Genomic DNA, 20,474 nt, shown 5'->3' with positions numbered 1-20,474 from the left:
CCTACTCCCGCACCAGCAGCATGCAGCCCGCCAGGGGGCCACCGGCCGTGCAGTTCACGCTCACCCTGACATCGCCGGGCACTTGCCGCGCCCCCCCGCGCTCCCACAACTGGGTACAGGCCTCGTGCAACTGACCATAAGCATGCAGGCGCCCGGCCGAGAGCTGACCTCCCCCGGTGTTGATCGGCATCTCACCCTCGATCGCGATCCGCTTGCCGCCCTCGACGAAGGCGGCGGCGTCGGCGTGGTCGCAAATTCCCATCGACCCGAGCCAGGCCAGCGTATGGTAGGTGAAGCCGTCATAGAGCTGCGCCATGTCCAGATCGGCAGGCGTGAGATCGGTGCGCGACCACATCATCTTCGCCACCGACTGGGTCGCCTGCGTCGCGGGCGTCTCGATCTGCGACCAGCTGTAGCGGCGATGGAGCGCCGATCCGACCGCCTCGATGCGCAGCACCGGGTTGCGCAGATCGCGCGCAATCTCGCGGCGCGATACGATCAGCGCCACCGCGCCATCGCACGGCACGTCGCAATCATAGAGGTGCAGCGGCGTGCATATGAGCGGGGATGCCAGGTAGTCGCCGATCGTGATCGGGTCGCGATACACCGCCTTGGGATTGCGCGCCGCGTTGCGCCGGTTGTTGACCGCGATCCAGCCGACCTGATCGGGCCGCGCGCCATAATCGTGGATGAAGCGCTGAAAATAGAGCGATTGCTGTACCGCCGCCGAGAGTGCCCAATAGGGCGCCCATTCGGCAAGCTGGCCATGGGCGCGCTCACGCCCCTTGAACAAGGCGTTGGCAAAGGTCCCGCCCTTGCGCGCCGAGGCTTCATAGACGGTGCGGAATACGAGGACATGGTTGCAAAGCCCCGCCGAGATGGCGCCGATGGCGTTGAATACCGCGCCCAGCTGTCCCGGCGTTTCACCGCCGCCCGAATACCAGTTAGGCTCGATCCGAAGCGCATCCATCAATGCGGGCACGCCGACCGGCGAAAAGCCCGAAGCATTATTGTCGCCACCGGGATAGCTCGACACGCCATCGATGTCGGCGCGCGTCAGCCCCGCATCCTCGATCGCTTCCATGCAGGCGTCGATCGTCAGGCCGAGCGGTGTCTTGCTGGCGCCGCGCGATACTTCGGACATGCCGATCCCGGTGATCGCGCATTCCTTTTCGCCGTAACTGCTCATGCTGCAGGTCCGAACAGCGGCACATGGAGATCTTCGACCGCCTCGAACCGTACCGAGACCGCCATCCCGATCTCGACATCGTCCGGATCGCAACCGACGATATTCGCCGGCAACCGCAGACCCGTCTGCTCGTCAAGTTCGACCAGCGCCAGCACATAGGGCACCGGCAAGTCCGGTACCCAGGCCTTGTAGTTGACGGTGAAGCTATAGACCCGCCCGCGTCCCGACACGGCCTGCGGCGCGACGGCAAGGCTTTCGCAAGCCGGGCAGAAGCGCGTCGGTGGATGCACATGATAGCCGCAATCGGCGCAACGCGCGATCATCAGCAGCCCATCGCGACCGCCGGTCCAGAAAGGCCGGTTGTCGCCATCGACCGCGGGCAGTGGCCGGACAGGGCCGTTCATCGCTTTCTCTCTCCCGCGCGCTTCTCGGACGTCTCGTCTCGGCCGCAGCTAGGACCAAAAGCACTTCCCCCGCCACCGGCGGCCGCGATTCATCGCCTATCTGTTCGCATGGTGCCTCGGCTTGGCTTTGCCGGCATGCGCGCCCACTCTCCCGATCGGGAGAAGCGGATGCGTTATTCAAGGCTCGGCGACAGCGGGCTGCTGGTTTCAAAGCTCGCCTTCGGGACGATGACCCTCGGCGCCGCGTGGAAGGGGCCTTTGGCCGCGATCGACGAGCGCGCGTGCACAACGCTCGTCAATCGCGCACTCGACTCCGGACTCAATTTCTTCGACACCGCCGACGTCTATCATCGAGGCGAGTCAGAGACGCTGTTCGGGCGGGCGCTCGGCAAGCGGCGCGGCGAAGCGGTGATCGCGACCAAGGTCGGCATGAGGATGGATCAGGGCCTGCAGAATGCCGGCCTCTCCGCCCGGCATATCCATGGATCGATCGATGCCAGTCTGTCGCGCATCGGGACCGACTGGATCGACGTCTTTATCTGCCACCGCCCCGATCCGCTGACCCCGCTGCACGAGACGCTCACCGCGCTCGATGCCGTGGTTCGCGCGGGCAAGGCGCGCTATATCGGCTTCTCCAACTGGCCGGCCTGGCTCGCCGCCAAGGCGATCGCGATGCAGCAGGCGAACGGGCTGGCCCGGTTCGTGACCGGGCAGATGTATTATTCACTCGTCGCCCGCGACATCGAGCAGGAATATGTGCCGCTCGCGCTGGACGCGGGGATCGGGACGATGGTGTGGAGTCCGCTATCGAGCGGATTCCTCTCCGGCAAATACACGCGCGATGATCCCGGGGGACAGAATGGCCGGCTGGCTTCGATGGACCTGCTGCCCTTCGACCGGGAGCAGGGTCACCGCATCGTCGATGCGCTGAAGCAGATCGCCGATGCGCGTGGGGTTCCGGTTGCTGCGGTTGCGCTTGCCTGGGTGCTGGAGCGGCCCGCCGTCGCAACCGCCATCATCGGGTTCAGTTCTGAAGCACAGTTCGACGCCAACCTCGCCGCCGCCGATCTGGAGCTGACCGCCGCCGAGCGCACCGCGCTCGATACGGTCTCGGCACCGGCAATCCCCTACCCCCAAAACTTCATCGCGCGGTTCGAGTCCGATGCGCGCGCGCAGGCGATCCTATGACTGAAACGCCCAAACATTTGCCCCGCCATGTGATGCTCGCGCTTGCCGGACCCAGCATTCCGCTGGCAGCGCTCAGCCTTCCTTTGGTCGTCTATCTCCCTGCTTATTATTCCGGGACGCTCGGGCTGGACCTCGCGATGGTCGGCACGGTGTTCATGGTCGTCCGCCTGCTCGATATCGGGTTCGATCCGTTTATCGGCGGGGTGATGGACCGGGTGAAGACCCGGTTCGGGCGCTATCGCCCGTGGCTGGCCATCGCCGCGCCCATCATCATGCTCTCAATGGGCATGTTGTTCATGGCGCGACCGGGTGTGGGTCCGCTCTACCTCACCGGCTGGTTGCTGATGGCCTATGCCGGGTGGTCGATCATGACGCTGGCGCAGCTCGCCCTCGCCGCCAATGTCTCGCCAGACTATCATGAACGCTCCCGCATCTATGGCTGGTGGCAGATCGCCTTCTCGATCGGCATGATCGGTGCGATGCTCATGCCCAAGCTTGTCGGCATGGCCGGCATCACCGGGCAGGCGGCAAGCATGGCGGCGATGGCCTGGCTGGTGATCATTCTTGCGCCCGTCATGGTCACCATCACGCTGGCGCTGGTCCGCGAACGTCCCGTAGTGGCCGAACGCCAGGGTGGCGGAATGCGCGACTATTTCGAGATGATGCGCAACCGCACCGTTCAGCGCCTGCTTGCCTGCGAGGCATTGCTCGGCATTACCGGCGGCGCGACATCGACGCTGGCGCTGTTCTACTTCACGCGGACCAAGGGGCTGGACGCGGCCGATCTGGGCCTGTTGTTCATCGTTCATGCCATCGCCGGCATGGCCTTGACGCCGCTCTGGTCGCGGCTGGCCATTGCGATCGGCAAGCATAGTGCGCTGGCCGTCGCCGCGCTGGTCTATGCGGCCGGTCAGGCGGCGATCTGGGCGGTGCCGGCCGGACAGCTTGTCCTGCTGCTGCTGGCTCAGGGCGTCGTCGGCATCGCCTATGGCGGCTCGTCGTTGCTGCCCCGCGCGATGATCGCCGATGTCAGCGACGAGGAGCGGCTTCGTACGCGTCAGGAACGGACCGGGTTGCTCTACGCGCTGCTGATCGGGGTCTGGAAGATCGGCCAGGCCGTGTCCGTCGGCCTGATGTTCTGGGCGCTGTCGCTGTTCGCATTCGACCCCGCGCCCGGCGCCGCCAACGCCGCGTCGGCAATGACGGGCCTGCAGATCCTCTATATCGGCCTGCCGATCCTCTTGTGCTTCGCGGCTGCCTGGGTCGCCTTCCGTTATCCGCTAACCGCGGCCCGTCATGCCGAAATCCGGCTCGAACTGGAGCGTATCGATGCATCACCCGTCAGCGCCTGAACCCTCGCGCGGTCAAACGCTTGCTGAATGGCGAACCGGCTGGGCGCTGGTCGTCGCAGCCTGTTGCGGTGTCGCGCTGGGCAGTGTTCAGATCTATGCGACCGGCGTGTTCGTGGCCCCGCTCGAAGCGGAGTTCGGCTGGTCGCGCGCGGACATATCGGCGGCGCTGATGGCGCCCGCGCTGCTTGGCGTCGTGTTGTCGCCCCTGTTCGGGATCTTCATCGACCGATGGGGTGCGCGGCGGATGGCGATCCCCGGCACGATCATGGTCTGTGCCACCACCGCCTCGCTGTCGCTTGCGGGTCCCTCGATCTACAGCTGGTGGGCGCTGTGGGCCGTGTTCGGCGTCGCCACGCTCTTCCTGAAGCCGACGATATGGTCGACCGCAGTCTCGTCGCATTTCTCGGCCGGGCGCGGGCTGGCGCTGGCGGTCATGCTGTCGGGCACCGGTCTCGCGCAGGCGTGCCTGCCGACGATTACCCGGTTGCTGATCGACGGCATGGGCTGGCGCGGCGCATATCTTGCGCTAGGCACCGGGTTTGCCTTGGTCGTCGTCCCCGTGCTCTGGTTCTTCTTCCACGACGCGCGCTTCGAACGGGATGGCAGCGGCAAGAAGATTTCCGATGCCGTCACCGGGTACACGCTGCGCGAAGGCGTCCGCACGCGGCAATTCTGGCAGCTCCTGCTTACGGCGATCATCATTACCGGCGTGATCGTCGGCTTTGTCTTTCATCTCGTGCCGTTGCTGTCGGAAATGGGGCTGAGCCGCGCGAACGCGACCTATGCCGCCGGGATCGCCGGCATCTTCTCGATCATCGGACGGCTGGGGGTGGGGTTCATGCTGGACCGGCTGCCCGGGCCGCCGGTCGGCGCCATCAGCGTTGCGTTGCCGATCATCGCCGCAGCGCTGCTGCTCGCCTTTCCTGGCTCGGTTCCGATGGCGATCGTCGCGATCGCGTTCCTCGGCCTGTGTATCGGTGGCGAATATGATTCGGTGATCTATCTCGCCACGCGCTATTTCGGGATGCGCAGCTTCGGCAGCCTGTTCGGCTGGATCACGTCCGCGTTGCTCGCAGGCGTCGGGCTGGGACCGTGGATCGCGGGAACGATTCGCGACGCCACCGGCGCTTATGACTTGTTCCTGTGGATCGTCATTCCGCTAGCCGGTCTCTCCGCGGTGCTGCTTGGCACCTTGGGCCGATATCCGGAGCATGGCCCGGCAGCCTGAGTGATCAGCCGCGCGCGGCCTTGTCGCGCGCATCGATCCCGCGGGCAGCGGCCTTGGCGTCCGCCCATTGCGCGTCGCTCCATTCGGTCAATGCCGAGAAATTCTGTCCCGTGCCTTGCCAGGCGGCCCCGTCGATCGCGATGGTCTGCCCATTGATGAACTCGGCGCCCGGCGCGAGCAGGAATATGGCCAGATTGCCCAGTTCCTGCGGCGTGCCGTGGCGCCCCATCGGGTTCCAGCCGAAGCGGCTGTCGCCTGTGGGATTGAGGCGCGCGCTGGCTCCTTCGGTTTCGAACGGGCCGGGGCAGATCGCATTGAGCCGGATGCCGCGCCCGCCCCATTCCACCGCCAGGCTTTGCGTCATGACATGAACCCCGGCCTTCGACATGGCCGAGGGCACCGCGAAGGGCGATCCGTTCCACACCCAGGTCGCCAGGATCGACACGACCGATCCCTTGGTTCCGCCGGCCAGCCATCGCTTGCCGCACGCTTGCGTCATCTGGAACGTGCCCTTGAACACGATGTCGGCGATGGCATCGAACCCGCGCATCGACAGGTCCTCGGTCCGGGCAAGGAAATTTCCGGCGGCGTTGTTGACGAGTCCGGTAAGCGGACCGCTGGCCCAGATCGTATCGAGCATCGCCTCGATCGCCTCGGACGACTTGATGTCGCACACGATCGGGATCGCGCCCGTCCCCAGCTCCGCGGCGGCTTCCTCCAGCACCGAGGAACGGCGGCCGCACAGATAGACGGTTGCGCCGAGCGCGACGCAGGACCGCGCGATCTCCTTGCCCAGGCCGCTGCCCCCGCCGGTGACGAGGATGCGGGAATTCCGCAACAACCCCTCTGCAAACATCGCCCTTCTCCTTCCCCACGGGCTTGGCGCGCCGGACGTCCAAAGGTCAACGCGTTGCGCAGCACATATCGGATACTTGGCGCGAGGGCGCGCCAGCCCTTTACGCGCCGCCCCCCAATGGATCAGGGACAGATGCAAAGGAGTGGATGAACGACCATGCCCTATCTCTATTCCGACGAGCAGAACCAGATCCGCGAAGAAGTACGCCGCACGCTGTCCGGCAAGGCCGATCCGGCGACGTTGCGCGCGCTGCTCGAGACCAGCGGCCAATATGATGAAGGCTATTGGCAAACGGCGCGCGACATGGGCTGGACCGCCATGAATGTCGCCGAGGCCGATGGCGGTTTGGGGCTCTCGCTGGTCGAGACCATGATCGTGGCCGAAGAAACGGGGCGGGTGCTGGCAGGCGCGCCGTTTCTGGCGACCGGCTTCGCCGCCGCGCACGCGCTCAAGCTCGGCGACCAGCCCGAATTGCTCGGCGCGCTTGCCAGCGGCCAGAAGATCGTGGCCCTTGCCTTCAACGAAGGAAACGAGCCGCTCCCCCTGGCCCCTGACGTGACAATCGGGCCCGATGGCCGCGTTGCCGGTGAGAAGGCCGCGGTTCTGGGCGGCGCCGTCGCCGATGTCGCACTGATCCTGTGCCGCGACGCGGGCGGCGTCCCGGCAATTGCGCTGATCGACCTCAACAGCGTGGGCGTGACCCGCGCTGCGATCCCCAGCATCGACAACAGCCGCTGCCTCGCCACCTTGTCGTTCGACGGCGCGGCCGCAACGGTGCTGGGGTTGAACGATGCAGCGCTGGTCGCCCGGCAATGCCTCGCGCGGTTCGCGCTGCACCTGGCATCGGAGGCGGTCGGCGGCATCGAAGCGTGCCTGAAACTGGCGGCGGACTATGCCAATCAGCGTCAGGCATTCGGCCAGGCGATCGGCAAGTTCCAGGCGGTGAAGCACGCGATCTCGGAAATCTATGTCGCGAACGAACTGGCGCGCGCGTCGGTACTCGATGCGGCGGTGCGGCTCGAAAATGGCGATGATGATGCAGAAGCCTATGTTGCGGCAGCCCGGCTGAACGCGATCCATGGCTATGACTATGCCGCCGCAGCGACGACCCAGGTCCATGGCGGGATCGGCGTGACCTGGGAGGCCGAGCCCCATCTCCACTATCGCCGTGCGCGCAGCCTCGCGCTGGAGGCGGGCGGCGTAACCTATTGGGAAGACCGCATCGCCAGCTATCTGGAGGCCGCATAATGTCCGATCTGAACGCCTTTCGCAGTCAGGTTCGCACCTGGCTTGCCGGTCATGCCGCCGAGTTCGGCGTCGAAGCGCGCCGCGGCTTGAGCGAAGCCGACGACCTTGCCCTTGCCCGTCGCTGGCAGCGCACAAAATATGATGCAGGCTATGCCGGCATCTCCTGGCCGAAACCCTATGGGGGGGCTGGCCTGAGCGAACTTGAGCAGGCAATCTTCGCCGAGGAAGAGGCCAAGTTCAATTTCGGCACCAGCTATTTCGGCATCTCGCTCGGGCAGCCGATCCCGGTCATGCTGAAATATGCCGCCGAAGACCTGCGCCAGCGTTTCGCGCATCCCGCGCTGAAGGGCGAGGAAATCTGGTGCCAGCTCTTTTCCGAGCCCGCCGCGGGTTCGGATCTTGCAGGCATCCGGTTGCGCGCCGTTCGCGACGGCGACGACTGGGTTCTCAACGGACAGAAATTGTGGACGAGCTGGGCGCAATATTCCGATTATGGCGTGATCGTCACCCGCACCGATCCGACCGTCGCGAAGCATAAGGGCCTGACCTATTTCTGGCTCGACATGAAGACGCCGGGCATCGCCGTTCGCCCCGTTCGCCTCGCCAATGGCGAGGAGGATGTGAACGAGGTGTTCTTCGACGAGGTTCGCATTCCCGACAGCCAGCGGCTCGGACCGGTCGGCGGCGGCTTTGGCGTTGCGATCGATACACTGATGATCGAACGCTATTCGGCCGCGGACGAGGCCGGGTTCGGCCCTGCGCTCGATTCCTTCGTTTCGCTGGCCAAGGCAACGACGATCGACGGCAAGCCCGCGATCGAGGACGGACGCACCCGCCGGGAGATCGCCAACGCGTTCCGCCAGCAACGCGCGCTGGTCGCGATCCGCACCAAGACGTTCATGGCGCTACAGGAAGGAGCCGAGCCGGGGGCCGAAGGATCGATCCACAAACTGGTGTCGATGCGCTTGCGGCAGCGGCTGTCGGCAGCCGCGATGGACCTGAAGGGTGCGATGGGCGCAGAACTCGATCCGCATGCCTTTCCCAAGGACGACTGGGCGCATAGCTGGCTGACCGTTCCCACGCTGCGCATCGCGGGCGGCGCGGACGAAATGCTGCTCAACACCATCGCCGAAAGGCTGCTTGGTCTTCCCCAGGATTATCGCCCCGACAAGGCGGTACCGTTCGACCAGATCCAGCCCAGCCGATGACGGAGCATGCAATGACTGCAATCAATGAGGGCACCTCGCTCACCGTCGAGGACGGCGTCGCCATCGTCACGCTGGACTTTCCTCCCGTCAACGCAATGTCTCCCGCCCTGATGGACGGCCTTTACGACGCGCTGATGGCCGCGCTGAGCGATGATGCGGCGAAAGCGATCGTGCTGATCTGCGCGGGCCGTACCTTCATTGCCGGCGCTGACCTCAAATCGCTGGGCAAGGTTCAGCCCAAGGTCGATTTCTTTGCTCTGCAGGACAGTATCGAGAACAGCCCCAAGCCGACCGTGGCGGCGCTGCATGGCACGGCGCTTGGTGGCGGCATGGAAACTGCGCTGACCTTTCACTATCGCATCGCGGTCCCCTCGGCGCGGATGGGTCTGCCTGAAGTCAATCTGGGCCTGCTGCCTGGCGGCGGCGGTACACAGCGCCTCCCGCGCATCACCGGCGCGGAGGCCGCGCTGGACCTGCTGATCAGCGGACGGCAGGTCGGGGCGAAGGAAGCGTTGACCATCGGGCTGATCGACCGGCTGGCGGCCGAAGGCGCGTTGCGCGAAGACGCGATCGCCTTTGCGAAGGAATTGGTCGATGCGGGCGAGCCGCCCAAGCGGATCCGGGATTGCGAAGCCAAGGTGGCTGCAGATCGCAAGGATGCCAACCTGTTCGAGCGGTTCCGCACATCGCACGCAAAGCAACTAAACGGTCTCGACGCCCCGCAGGCGATCGTCCGCTGCGTCGAGGCGGCAGTCGCGGGTCCATGGGAGAAGGGTCTCGCGATCGAGCGTACCGAATTCCAGACACTGCTGGCCGGTCCGCAATCGGCCGCGCTCCGCCATGTCTTCATGGCCGAGCGGGCCGCGCAGAAGATACCCGGATTGCGCGCCGACCTGCCGCTGATCCCCGTCACCAAGGTCGGCATCGTCGGCGCCGGTACGATGGGGAGCGGCATCGCGATGGCGTTCCTCGCCGCTGGATTCGCGGTGACGGTCGTGGAGACGCAGCAGGCAGCGCTGGACCGGGGTGTGGCGCATATCACGGCGACGCTGCAATCGCGGGTCGAGCGCGGCAAGCTCGCGGCAGATAAGGCGGAGGCGCAGATCGCGGCGTTGACCCCGACGCTCGATCTGTCGGCGCTCGCGGACGCCGATCTGGTGGTCGAGGCGATCTTCGAGAATCTGGCGGCGAAGCAGGCCTTGTTCGGCACGCTGTCCGCCATCGTTCGGCCCGACACGATCCTCGCAACCAATACCTCGTTCCTCGATGTCGACGCCATCGCCGCCGGTGCGGCCGGGCCCGAGCGCGTGCTCGGGATGCATTTCTTCTCGCCGGCCAACGTCATGCGGCTGCTCGAGGTGGTCCGAGCCGCAAAGACCAGCGAAGCGGTGCTCGCGAGCGTGATGGCGCTGGCCAAGAAGCTGGGCAAGGCGGCGGTTGTCTCCGGCGTCTGTTTCGGATTTATCGGCAACCGGATGCTGGCGGCGCGCCAGGTCCATGCCGATGCGATGGTGCTGGCGGGGGTGCTGCCCTGGAACATCGACAGGATACTGACCGGGTTCGGCTTTCCGATGGGGCCGTTCGCGATGCTGGATCTTGCCGGACTGGATATCGGCTGGGAGGGCGACACGGACAGCGTCAAATCCCGCCTCGTCGCGGCTGGCCGCAAGGGACAGAAGAGCGGCGCTGGCTATTATGACTATGAGAACAAGACGCCCAGCCCTTCGCAGACGGCACTCGATGTGATCGCCGGTCTCGCAAGCGTGGCTCCCGGATCAGTCACCCTTTCCGACCGGGAAATCCTCGACCGGCTGTTGCTGCCGATGATCAACGAGGGGGCAAAGATCCTGGAGGAAGGGATCGCGCTACGTGGGTCCGACATCGATCTGGTCTGGATCACCGGCTATGGCTGGCCCGCGCAGACGGGCGGACCCATGTTCCATGCCGACGCGATCGGGCTGACCCGGGTGGTGGACGGGCTTCGCCACATGGGGGTCGAGCCGGCAGCGCTATTGCTCAAGCTCGCGTCGGAAGGCGGTTCGCTCGCCGCCTATGCGGGCTGATCGTCCAGCAGCGCGGCAAGCTCCTCCGAAACCAGATCCAGCCCGGCTTCCACATCGATCGCGGCTTCGTCTTCCGCTGCGGCACTGGCGAACTGGTCGATCCGGGCGAGCGTGAGCGCAAGCCGCACGCGATCGCGCGCGTCGAACGTCGCCAGGGCCGGAAACCGCTCGGCAAGCGCCGTCGACAGGAGGGCGCGGTGCTCGCGCAACAAGGCGCGCGCGTCCGCATCGCTCGCCAGGCCGAGGTGAAACAGCGGCATCGCATCCCGATGCCGCTTGAGCGCAGCGACATATTCGCTCAGCCAATGCCGGGCGGCGGCAACGTCGACAAGCGGTGCATCGCACAACTCGCGGAAGATCAGCCGTACGCCGCGCATATTGGCGGCGAGCAACTCACGCAGGATCGCGTCCTTGTTGGCGAAGTGAAGGTAGAGGGTCGCCCGCCCGACCCCCGCCGCCCGCGCAATCTGGTCGATCGAGGTCTCGGCGACACCATGCTCGTAGAAACACTGGCGCGCAGCGTCGGCGATGCGCCGGCGGGTGAGGCGCCGCTGATCCTGCCGGGTGACGGGCCGCACGAGGCTCACAGGCGGCCCCTCGCCCAATGCATATGTGATCGCTGGTCCATGACAATGGACAGGTGGCAGTTGGCTGGACGATTGTCCAGCCAAGGAGAGTTGGATGAACCACGCAATGCCTCGCAACCGCGGCACAAGACCATGACCGGCCGTCTCCAAGGCAAGGTTGCGCTTGTCACGGGCGGCAGTCGCGGAATGGGTCGCGAGATGGTCCTCGCCTTCGCCCGCGAAGGGGCGGACGTCGTCATCGCCAGCCGCAAGCTCGACTCATGCCAGGCAGTCGCGGCAGAGGTCCGCGCGCTCGGCCGGCGCGCGCTCCCCCTCGCCGTGCATGCCGGTGAATGGGGGCAGATGGAGACGCTCGCCGACACTGCCTGGAGCGAATGGGGACGGATCGATATTCTCGTCAACAATGCGGGCATGTCCCCGGTCGAACCGAGCAGCGTGGCCACCAGCGAAGCGCTGTTCGACAAGATCATCGCAGTGAACTTCAAGGGGCCGTTCCGCCTCGCCGCGCTGCTCGGCACGCGAATGCGCGAGGCCGGCGGCGGCTCGATCATCAACGTCTCGTCGCTGGGCGCGAAGAACCCGCAACCCGGCATCATCCCCTATGCCGGCGCCAAGGCCGCGCTCAATGCGATGACCCTGGGGCTCGCACGCGAGTTTGCCCCGATGGTGCGCGTCAACACGATCTCGCCGGGTATGTTCGCGACCGACATCTCGCGGCACTGGGTAAATACCGCGGCGATGCAGGCAGGCATCCCGATGAAGCGGTTCGGACAGCCCGATGAGATCGTCGGTGTCGCCTTGTACCTGGCATCCGACGCCGCTTCCTACACCACGGGCGCCGATATCGCGGTGGGCGGCGGTATTTGATGCGGACGCTGCTCAGTCACCGCCCCGGGGGACCGGAAACGCTCTTGCTCGAGGAACGGCCAGACATCGCCCCCGGCCCTGGCGAAGTGCTGATCGATGTGCATGCCGCCGCGCTCAACTATCCCGACGTCCTGCTCATCCAAGACCTCTACCAGATCCGCCCGCCACGCCCCTTCGCGCCGGGGTCGGAAGTCGCAGGCGTGGTGCGGGCGGTCGGCAGCGGCGTTACCCGCTTTCGTGTCGGGGATCGGGTCATCGGCACGGCAGCATGGGGCGGCCTTGCGACCCAGTTCATCGTTCCCGAAGCAAATTGCATCGCAATCCCGGCCGGCATGCCGTTCGATGAAGCCGCCGCCCTGATCGTCACCTTCGCGACCAGCCATTATGCGCTGCGCGACCGGGCAGCGCTTCGTCCTGGAGAAACGCTGCTCATACTGGGTGCGACCGGCGGCGTCGGCATCGCAGCGATCCAGCTTGGCAAGGCATTTGGCGCGCGCGTCGTCGCGGCTACGTCCTCGCCCGAAAAGGCGGCGCTCGCGCGCGACCAGGGTGCGGACGCAACGATTATCTATCCGGCGGACCTTTCGGGCCGCGACAGCCAGCGCGCGGTCACGGACGCGCTGAAAGCCGAGGGACCGATCGACGTGATCCTCGATCCCGTCGGCGGCCCGCTCAGCGAAGCCGCTGTGCGAAGCATCGGTTGGCAAGGACGACATCTGATCGTCGGTTTCACCGCGGGGATTCCCACGCCTCCCCTCAACCTGCTGCTGCTCAAGGGCGCATCGTTCGTCGGGGTTTTCTATGGCGATTTCACCCGCCGGAACCCCGACAGGCGGAACGAATATCTGGCGGAAATTGTCGCGCTGCACGCTGCCGGAGCGATCCGTCCGCATATTTCCCGGCGCCTGCCGCTCGAACGCGCCGCCGAGGGGCTCGCGGCGCTGGCCGAACGGTCGGCAACGGGGAAAATTATCATCGAAATGGGTGCCAAATGAGAATCAACCAGCTTCATCCCCAGTTTTTCGGCGAGGTGGTGGACCTCGACCTTTCGCAACCGTTGCACGGCGATCGGGTTGCGGTCCTGCAGCAGGCGATCGACGCGCATGCCGTGCTGGTCTTTCGCGATCAGCAGGCGATGGATGACGATGCGCAGATCGCGTTCAGTGGGCTGTTCGGCCCGCTCCAGCGTTCGATCACCGTTCATCGCAAGGACACCGAACGCCGCCTGAAACGGGACGAACTCAGCGACATCTCGAATGTCGACGAGACGGGGCAGAGGCTGGCGGCGGACGACCGGCGCAGGCTGCTCCAGAAGCCCGCCCGGCTGTGGCATACCGACAGTTCGTTCCGAAATCCTCCGGGACGCTACACATTCCTGGCGGCGCGCACGCTTCCCCCCGAAGGCGGCGATACCGAATTCGCGGATATGCGCGCTGCCTATGATGCGCTCGACCAATCCACCCGAGACCGGATCGCAACGCTTATCGTCCACCATTCGCTCGACCGGTCCCGTCGCCTGGCAGGCGCGCCGGCCTTGAGCGAGGAAGAAGCACGCAACCTGCCGGGCGCGGAGCATCCGCTGGTGCGGCGTCATCCCTCGGGCCGCGACGCCCTCTATCTGGCTTCGCATGCCGAACGGATCGTTGATTGGCCGGAAGGTGAGAGTCGCGCACTGCTCGATGCGCTTACCGCGCATGCGACCAGTGCGCCGTTCGTCCATCGCCATGTCTGGCGCGATGGCGATCTGGTGATGTGGGACAACCGCTGCACGATGCACCGCGCCACTGCGTTTCGGGAGGATCTTTACCGTCGCGACATGCGGCGAACCACCGTGGCCGACGAGTAGCGACAGCGATTCCTGACGGTTCATCAACAGGAATGTGCTGAAACCGTCCGCCGCATGGCCCAAGAACCGACATGCTGTATGTTACTCAAGAGCCGGACCAGATACGGCCATGATGGACCCGAGGGAGGGGATATGAAGCCTGTTTCCAAGCGCGCCTTGCTGACCGCGAGTGCAATCGCCGCATTGATTTCCACGCCTTCCTTCGCCGCGGACGAACCTGTGGCAGGCGAGCCTGTGACCAGCGCGGCGTCGCCGACTCAAACGGCCGGGCAGACGGCTGCGGACCCGGGCACACCGGCCGCACAGGACGACACCGGCGCACCCGCGGAAATCGTCGTTACGGCCCGCCGCCGCGAGGAAGCCCTGTCACGCGTTCCGGTCGCCGTCACGGCATTCGACAGCTCGATGCTGGCCGAGCGTTCGATCACCTCGATCGATCAGCTGACCCAGGCGACGCCTGGCCTCACCTATGGCCGCTCGGGCGGCAGCGCCAACCCGCAGATCGTGATCCGTGCGCAGAGCCGTTCGAATATCGGCGATGCCGCGCAGCCCGTCCTTACCTATTTCGCCGATGTGCCGCTTCCTTATGTGGCCAGCGTCATCCCGACCTACGATCTTTCCTCGGTCCAGGTTCTGAAGGGACCGCAGGGTACCCTGTTCGGCCGCAACTCGACCTCCGGCGCGGTGCTGGTCTATCCCACAGCGCCGTCGCACGAACTCGGCGGCTATCTGTCGGCCAGCTATGGCAATTACAACGCGATCGTTGTCGAAGGCGCGCTCAATGTGCCGATCGTCCAGGACAAGGTTGCGATCCGCGTCGCCGGCCAGCGCAACAAGCGCGACGGGCACACGATATCCCAGGTCACCGGGCAGGATCTGAATGACATCAACGACACCTCGTTCCGCGTGTCGCTGCTGATCGATCTCGGCGATTTTCAGAACACCACGGTCTATGACAATATCCGCTGGGAACGGCAGGGCGATGCTGCCGTCCTCACCCATCTGTATCCCGGAACGATCACGCCGCGCTTTCCCGGTTTCAACACCTTCTTCGACTGCGGTACCTCGGCCTCCTGCGACGTCGATCTCGCGCTGGCGCGGCAACAGGCCGCGGGCGTCCGCAAGAACTTCACCGCTCCGCGCGTCTTCCAGAATGTTCAGCTCCAGGGCTTGTCGAACACGACCACGCTCAATCTCGGCAACATCACGCTGAAGAACATTCTGGGCTACAGAACCGCCTATCACTACAGCGTGACCGATACCGACGGCACCGAGATGGGGCTGACAACGGCTGAGAATCTTCAGGATTTCAGCCAGTTCAGCGAGGAATTCCAGGTCCAGGGAAGCTTCCTCGAGGACCGGCTCGATACCATCTTCGGCGCATTCTATCTCAAATCGAAGCCCAGCGGCCGCACCGGTCTGATCGTCGCTCCCTTCACGCCCCGTCTGCCCGCTTCGCTTGTGTTGAGCTACCGTACGCAGGAAAGCAAAGCGCTGTTTGGACAAGCCAGTTTCAACCTGGGCGGCGGTTTCAAGATCGATGCCGGTGTCCGTCACACATGGGACAAGACCACATCGTGCGCGACTGGCTATAGCGCGAACAATCCGTATGTTCCCGGCACGCCGGTCGCATCGCTCGATCAGTGCCGCAACGGCGGAACGCTCACGGTGAACGGCGCTCCGGTGGCGATAAAGGGTACGCAATCCGTCGCGGATTCCGCCGCCTGGACATGGAATTTCGGCGTCAACTATCAGGCGACCGAGAGCATCTTCCTCTATGCCACGGTTCGCCGCGGCTATCGCGCGGGCGGCGTCAACACGCCGGTTCTTGGCGGGATCCTGACCCCGTTCCAGACCTATGAACCCGAAACGGTGGTGGATGCCGAAATCGGCATGAAGGCACGCTGGTCTGCAGGCGGGGTGCGCGGCACGTTCAACATCGATGTCTTCCGGGGCACGTATAACGGGTCGCAGCGCGGCGTTAACGGAACCAACAACAATTTCGATGGCGACGGTAATCCCAATAACGACCCGTCGGCGGGCACGATCATCATCAATGCCGGCAAGGCGCGGGTGCAGGGCTTCGACATCGACGCGACGATCACGCCGACACGCGGCCTCACATTCGGAGGCTTTATCAGCTACAATGATGCAAAATATCTGGATACGGGAACCCCGGCAGTCCTTGCATCGCGAAACGCCTTCCCGGCCAAGCCCGAGGACACAGCGTTCCCCTATGCGCCCGCGCTCACCCTGGGCGGCAATGTCAGCTACGAAACCTCGCTCGGCCCGGATATCGGAGGCCTGACGTTCAATGCCGATGTCTATCGGGCGAGCCGGACCTATTTCAGTCCGTTCAAGAGCGACAAGCAGTTGAGCCAAGGCGCCTATGCGGTGGTTGGCGCGCGGCTGGACTGGACCGATGTCGGCGGGACCCCGCTGACGCTGGGCGTCTTTGCCCGTAACCTGTTCAACGAAGTCTATGCGGTCGGTGGTGCCAATACCGCGACCTCAGCTGGATATGCGTCGTTGTTCTACAACGAACCGCGCACCTATGGTGTTCAGGCCAAGCTGAAATTCTGACACCCGGCTGACTATTGTCATGACGAGACGGCGGGCCCTTGCGGCCCGCCGTCTTCATTTGCGGGCCGATGACGCTCGAGGTCGGCCATTATCGCGAACAAGAGCGATCATCTTCGGTCGCGATGCCCCTGTTTCCTGCTCGACGCCTTCGTCAGAACAAGAACGGACATCTTGCTCGTTAATTCTGACAATCCATCAAGAATACGATTGCAAGCCATGCTGCATCGCGGCAAGTGCGAGTTGTTCGTGCTGTCCGCGGACAGGCTTGGAGACCGATCAAATCATGAAACCCTATCTGACATGCGTGTGCGCGGCACTCCTCTTCGCCGCGCCGATGCAGGCATTGGCCGCGCAGGCCGCGCCCGCGGCGGCGATCGCGGTAAAGAAGAACCAGACGATCATCGACGCCGACGGCCGCGTGCTGGGCAAGGTCTATGAAGTGAATGATGCGGGCGGCTTCGTTACCTTCACCGCGCAGATGAAGGTGTATCGCGTGCCGATCTCGACGCTGTCGGCCGACGGGTCGCGGCTCAAGACCAGCCTGACCCGCAAGGCGATCGGTCTCTAACGCGCAGGGGGCCGGCACGCCGGCCCCTTCCCTAGCCCTGCGGCGCAATCATGCGGGTCAGAATGCGCGCCTGTGCGGCGCGGATACGCTGCGCCGATATGGTCAGCCGGGGCTCCCGGTGTACCGCAGCGGCCAGCCGCTCAATCGATGCGAACAGCACGATGCTCTCGGCATAGGCGTCGGTTTCATCCAGCGGCGGTTCGAGATGCGGCGCCCGCTTCAACAACTCCCAGAAACGGTTGAGCACCGCCTCTGCCCATCGGCCGCGCAATCTGGCGAACCGCGGATCCCCGCGGTCGGCTTCCATCATGCGATAGTGAAGCACCGCATTGTGCCGCTCCCATTGCTCAGCAAGCATCTTCAGGAATACCTCGCTGTCTTCCGAAACCCGTGCGTTGTTGTGGAAGATGTCGAGCTTCGAAAATGCTGCCAGCATGTCTTCGGTCGCCGCCTCGCTGAGCGCGTAGAGAATATCCTGCACATCACGAAAATAGACGTAGAATGTAGCCGAAGCGGTTCCGGCCTCGGCGGCGATCGCCATCGCGGTGAGGTCCATCGGCGAGGTCGAAGCGAGCAACAACGCGGCCGCGTCGACCAGGCGCTGACGCGTCTCGCGCCCCTTGCGGCCCAATGCATGCGGCGACGAGGATCGATAGGAAGCATCAGCACGCGTCATGATGTGGAATCTAGGCGCCCGCTGTACCGAGTGAAAGCTTGATACCGGTCCCGGTGATCGCCGCGGCATCCTGCGAGAGCAGGAACGCCACCACAGCCGCCGCGCTTTCGAGACTTACCCAACCCGCCGGATCGGCGTCGGGCATGTCCTTGCGGTTGGCCGGCGTATCGAGGATGGTCGGCAGAATTGCGTTGACGCGGATGCCCCTGCCCCGAAGCTCTTCGGCAAGGCTCTCGGTCAGCGCCATGACGCCGGCCTTCGAGGCCGCATAGGGCGCCATGCCCATGCCCGGCGCGGCGGATGCCGCCGCACCCACATTCACGATCGCACCCGATTTCAGGTGAGGCAGCACCGCCCGCGAGCTGATTGCCGCGGTGCGCAGGTTGATGCGATACATGGCGTCCCAGCTTGCCATCGACCCGGTTTCCACCGGCTCCCAGGTGAAACCGCCGGCGACATTGACCAACGCGTCGATCTCGCCCAACGCACCCGCCGCTTCGGAGAATGCTGTCGCCACTGCCGTTTCATCGGCAAGATCAACACCCGCGATGACGCGGTCTGCGTCACTCTGGCCCGATGCGATATCGACTGCAACTACGCGATGCCCCCGGGACTTCAAGGTCGTCACGACCGCGCGCCCCAATCCGCCCAGTCCCCCGGTGACGATCACATGTCCCATCGCTGTCCTCCATACACTCGATTCTACGCGATCTAACCCGATCGCCCGCTGCCGCCAACGCAACCAGAAAGCATCGAATATGCGATGCTCTGCCCGGCACCTTGCGCTGCGCACTGCGGAGATAGGAAGGTGGCCCGTGATGAGGATCATGCGGACCGATGACCGCGATGTCGCGGTGCTCATGTTCAATCGCCCGGAGCGATTGAACGCGATCGACACGGCAATGCTGGCTGAGCTCAACACCCATCTCGACACGATCGAGAGCGATGCCAGCCGCGCTTTGGTGATCACAGGTTCGCCGCGCGCCTTTTGCGTCGGTTCCGACCTCAAGGAGAAGGGCGCGGATGGCGAGCTGCGCATCCGTCACATGCATGCGTTGATCCAGCGGCTCCGGGCATTTCCGAAAATCGGGGTCGCCGCACTTTCCGGCTACGCGCTGGGAGGCGGGCTGGAAATCGCATTGGGACTGCAGTTTCGGATCGCCGACCCTAACGCCGTGCTAGGCCTGCCCGAGGTGAAACTAGGCCTGATACCCGCTTATGGGGCGACGCAGATCTTGCCCCGCCTGATCGGCGAGACGCGGTCGCTCGACCTGATGCTGAGCGGCGACCCGATCGACCCGGTCACCGCGCTGGCCTGGGGGCTGATCGATCGGATCAACGAGAATGTGGTCGAGGCCGCAGTCGAATTCGCACTGCAACGCGCAGGCAATCGTCCCTCCGCCGAAGCCGCGATACGTCAAGCGGTACGCGCGAGCGGGATGCCGCTTGCCGAAGGCCTGGACGTGGAACGGGAACTGGCAATCGCGACGTCTGGAAGCAATGAGGCAAAGGCCGCGCTCGCAGCTTTCAAGGCGCGCTAACCGCCCCGATCGCGCCCGCATAATCGGCAGACAAGCGTTCGACCAGTTCGGCGACGGACGGCACGTCCGTGATCGCCCCGACGCCCTGCCCCGCCGACCAGATGTCCTTCCAGGGTCTGAGTCCGCGTTCCTCAAGCACGGGCAGCGGGCCGGTCGCGGACTGAAACAAAGCCGGGTCGAGCCCATTGGCGGTGAGCGATCTGGTCAGGAAATTCGCTGGCGTCCCGCTGATCCCGCGTGTCGCCAGCACATCCTTTGCGCGCGATGCGATGAGCATCGCGTGATAGTCGGGATGTACCGATGCCTCGCGCGTCGCGATGAAGCGGGTGCCCATATAGGCAAGATCTGCTCCCATCATCCGCGCTGCCGCGACGTCCCGCCCCGTTGACATGCCCCCGGCCAGCAGGATGGTGCCGTCGAATACGGCGCGCACCTCGTTCAGCACCGCAAAGGGGTTGAGCCAGCCGGTGTGCCCGCCGGCACCTGCGGTCAACACGATCAGGCCATCGACCCCCGCCTGCGCTGCGATCTCGGCGTGGCGCGCGCTGGCGACGTCGTGAAAGACGGTGCCACCATAGTCATGTACCGCCGCAACGACATCGTGATCCGCTCCGAAGGAGGTGATCACGAGCGGAACCTGGCGTCGCACCGTAATCGCCAGATCTTCAGCCAGCCGTCCATTCTGCTTGCCGACGATCAGGTTCACGCCATACGCCGCATCAGTCTCGTCCAACGCAGCGCCGATCTGCTCGAGCCAGCTCTCATAGTCCGCCGCACTGCGCGCGTTCAGCGACGGGAAGGTTCCGATGATCCCTGCCTTGCATGCCGCAATGGTCAGCGCCGGATTTGAGATGAGGAACATCGGCGCCACCATCACCGGTAGCTCAAGGTTGCACCGAAGCCGTTCAGCGATGGCCATGTTGATATCCTGTTGCCCCGCGCGAGCTTATCGGATGCGGGCGCCGTTTCGTATCCTTGGCACGACGCATCACAACCATGCGCTTGGCTGCCGCTCCATTGCGCAGAGACGGCGCGAGACATACCGCAATGTCCGACAGGCTGAAGGGGCC

19 protein-coding genes are annotated in these 20,474 nt (G+C 64.9%); 12 read left to right on the top strand and 7 right to left on the bottom strand.

Annotated features, from left to right (window positions below):
• Position 1: 1 nt before the first annotated feature.
• Both BDW16_RS14000 and BDW16_RS13995 read right to left on the bottom strand, forming a co-directional pair.
• Positions 2–1,189 carry a thiolase family protein gene (locus tag BDW16_RS14000; protein WP_066580711.1) on the bottom strand — a complete coding sequence of 396 codons (1,188 nt, stop codon included), beginning with the start codon at positions 1,187–1,189 and terminating at the stop codon, positions 2–4.
• On the bottom strand, positions 1,186–1,593 hold the full coding sequence (locus BDW16_RS13995) for a Zn-ribbon domain-containing OB-fold protein (RefSeq protein ID WP_066580709.1): 408 nt from the start codon (positions 1,591–1,593) through the stop codon (positions 1,186–1,188). The genes BDW16_RS14000 and BDW16_RS13995 overlap by 4 nt, the downstream gene beginning before the upstream one ends.
• A gap of 168 nt (positions 1,594–1,761) precedes the next feature.
• On the opposite strand from BDW16_RS13995, the gene BDW16_RS13990 reads away from it, so the two are divergent.
• The 3 genes from BDW16_RS13990 to BDW16_RS13980 are packed head-to-tail and all read left to right on the top strand — an operon-like array spanning position 1,762 to position 5,361.
• Positions 1,762–2,781: an aldo/keto reductase gene (locus tag BDW16_RS13990; RefSeq protein WP_066580707.1), complete on the top strand. Its 1,020-nt coding sequence runs from the start codon at positions 1,762–1,764 to the stop codon at positions 2,779–2,781.
• Positions 2,778–4,133 (top strand): MFS transporter, encoded by a 1,356-nt coding sequence (locus BDW16_RS13985; RefSeq protein ID WP_083954404.1) that lies wholly within the window; start codon positions 2,778–2,780, stop codon positions 4,131–4,133. The genes BDW16_RS13990 and BDW16_RS13985 overlap by 4 nt, the downstream gene beginning before the upstream one ends.
• A complete protein-coding gene (locus BDW16_RS13980) occupies positions 4,111–5,361 on the top strand; it encodes an MFS transporter (protein WP_066580706.1) in 1,251 nt (416 codons plus the stop codon). The genes BDW16_RS13985 and BDW16_RS13980 overlap by 23 nt, the downstream gene beginning before the upstream one ends.
• Positions 5,362–5,365: 4 nt before the next feature.
• Here the strand turns inward: BDW16_RS13980 and BDW16_RS13975 are convergent, their stop codons facing one another.
• On the bottom strand, positions 5,366–6,202 hold the full coding sequence (locus BDW16_RS13975) for an SDR family oxidoreductase (RefSeq protein WP_237241184.1): 837 nt from the start codon (positions 6,200–6,202) through the stop codon (positions 5,366–5,368).
• A gap of 171 nt (positions 6,203–6,373) precedes the next feature.
• Here BDW16_RS13975 and BDW16_RS13970 point away from each other — a divergent pair, with 171 nt between their 5' ends.
• Genes BDW16_RS13970 through BDW16_RS13960 form a run of 3 tightly spaced genes read left to right on the top strand, consistent with a single transcriptional unit; the run spans position 6,374 to position 10,736 of the window.
• Positions 6,374–7,465, top strand: a complete 1,092-nt coding sequence (locus BDW16_RS13970) for an acyl-CoA dehydrogenase family protein (protein WP_066580702.1) — start codon at positions 6,374–6,376, stop codon at positions 7,463–7,465.
• Positions 7,465–8,673: an acyl-CoA dehydrogenase family protein gene (locus tag BDW16_RS13965; protein ID WP_066580700.1), complete on the top strand. Its 1,209-nt coding sequence runs from the start codon at positions 7,465–7,467 to the stop codon at positions 8,671–8,673. The genes BDW16_RS13970 and BDW16_RS13965 overlap by 1 nt, the downstream gene beginning before the upstream one ends.
• 11 nt (positions 8,674–8,684) lie before the next feature.
• The gene (locus BDW16_RS13960; protein ID WP_066580751.1) at positions 8,685–10,736 is read left to right on the top strand and encodes a 3-hydroxyacyl-CoA dehydrogenase NAD-binding domain-containing protein; all 2,052 of its coding nucleotides are present in this window, start codon (positions 8,685–8,687) and stop codon (positions 10,734–10,736) included.
• On the opposite strand, the gene BDW16_RS13955 is transcribed toward BDW16_RS13960, so the two are convergent.
• Positions 10,724–11,323 carry a TetR/AcrR family transcriptional regulator gene (locus tag BDW16_RS13955; protein WP_066580699.1) on the bottom strand — a complete coding sequence of 200 codons (600 nt, stop codon included), beginning with the start codon at positions 11,321–11,323 and terminating at the stop codon, positions 10,724–10,726. The two genes, BDW16_RS13960 and BDW16_RS13955, sit on opposite strands and share 13 nt — an antisense overlap.
• A 132-nt stretch (positions 11,324–11,455) precedes the next feature.
• Between BDW16_RS13955 and BDW16_RS13950 the strand changes: the two genes are divergently transcribed.
• From BDW16_RS13950 to BDW16_RS13930, 5 genes are all read left to right on the top strand, one after another.
• Positions 11,456–12,190, top strand: a complete 735-nt coding sequence (locus tag BDW16_RS13950) for an SDR family NAD(P)-dependent oxidoreductase (RefSeq protein ID WP_066580748.1) — start codon at positions 11,456–11,458, stop codon at positions 12,188–12,190.
• Positions 12,190–13,185 (top strand): NADPH:quinone oxidoreductase family protein, encoded by a 996-nt coding sequence (locus BDW16_RS13945; RefSeq protein WP_066580697.1) that lies wholly within the window; start codon positions 12,190–12,192, stop codon positions 13,183–13,185. Before BDW16_RS13950 ends, BDW16_RS13945 begins: the two co-directional genes overlap by 1 nt.
• Complete coding sequence (locus tag BDW16_RS13940; protein ID WP_066580695.1) at positions 13,182–14,036, top strand: TauD/TfdA dioxygenase family protein; 855 nt, start codon at positions 13,182–13,184, stop codon at positions 14,034–14,036. The genes BDW16_RS13945 and BDW16_RS13940 overlap by 4 nt, the downstream gene beginning before the upstream one ends.
• 132 nt (positions 14,037–14,168) lie before the next feature.
• Positions 14,169–16,619, top strand: coding sequence for a TonB-dependent receptor (locus tag BDW16_RS13935; RefSeq protein WP_066580693.1), 2,451 nt, complete (start codon positions 14,169–14,171; stop codon positions 16,617–16,619).
• Positions 16,620–16,902: 283 nt separating this feature from the next.
• Positions 16,903–17,187, top strand: coding sequence for a hypothetical protein (locus BDW16_RS13930; RefSeq protein WP_066580692.1), 285 nt, complete (start codon positions 16,903–16,905; stop codon positions 17,185–17,187).
• Between the two features lie 31 nt (positions 17,188–17,218).
• On the opposite strand, the gene BDW16_RS13925 is transcribed toward BDW16_RS13930, so the two are convergent.
• Positions 17,219–17,863 (bottom strand): TetR/AcrR family transcriptional regulator, encoded by a 645-nt coding sequence (locus tag BDW16_RS13925; RefSeq protein WP_100362771.1) that lies wholly within the window; start codon positions 17,861–17,863, stop codon positions 17,219–17,221.
• A 10-nt stretch (positions 17,864–17,873) separates the two neighbouring features.
• Complete coding sequence (locus BDW16_RS13920) at positions 17,874–18,542, bottom strand: SDR family NAD(P)-dependent oxidoreductase (RefSeq protein WP_066580688.1); 669 nt, start codon at positions 18,540–18,542, stop codon at positions 17,874–17,876.
• A 139-nt stretch (positions 18,543–18,681) separates the two neighbouring features.
• Between BDW16_RS13920 and BDW16_RS13915 the strand changes: the two genes are divergently transcribed.
• Complete coding sequence (locus tag BDW16_RS13915; RefSeq protein ID WP_241230602.1) at positions 18,682–19,404, top strand: enoyl-CoA hydratase/isomerase family protein; 723 nt, start codon at positions 18,682–18,684, stop codon at positions 19,402–19,404.
• Here BDW16_RS13915 and BDW16_RS13910 read toward each other — a convergent pair.
• Positions 19,391–20,323 carry an NAD(P)H-dependent flavin oxidoreductase gene (locus tag BDW16_RS13910; protein ID WP_066580683.1) on the bottom strand — a complete coding sequence of 311 codons (933 nt, stop codon included), beginning with the start codon at positions 20,321–20,323 and terminating at the stop codon, positions 19,391–19,393. The two genes, BDW16_RS13915 and BDW16_RS13910, sit on opposite strands and share 14 nt — an antisense overlap.
• Between the last annotated feature and the right edge of the window lie 151 nt (positions 20,324–20,474).

Origin of the sequence: Sphingomonas koreensis, assembly GCF_002797435.1 — a bacterium.
GTDB lineage: Bacteria > Pseudomonadota > Alphaproteobacteria > Sphingomonadales > Sphingomonadaceae > Sphingomonas > Sphingomonas koreensis.
The sequence above is the reverse complement of the archived record's forward strand: the minus strand, read 5'-3'. Positions and strand labels throughout refer to the sequence as shown.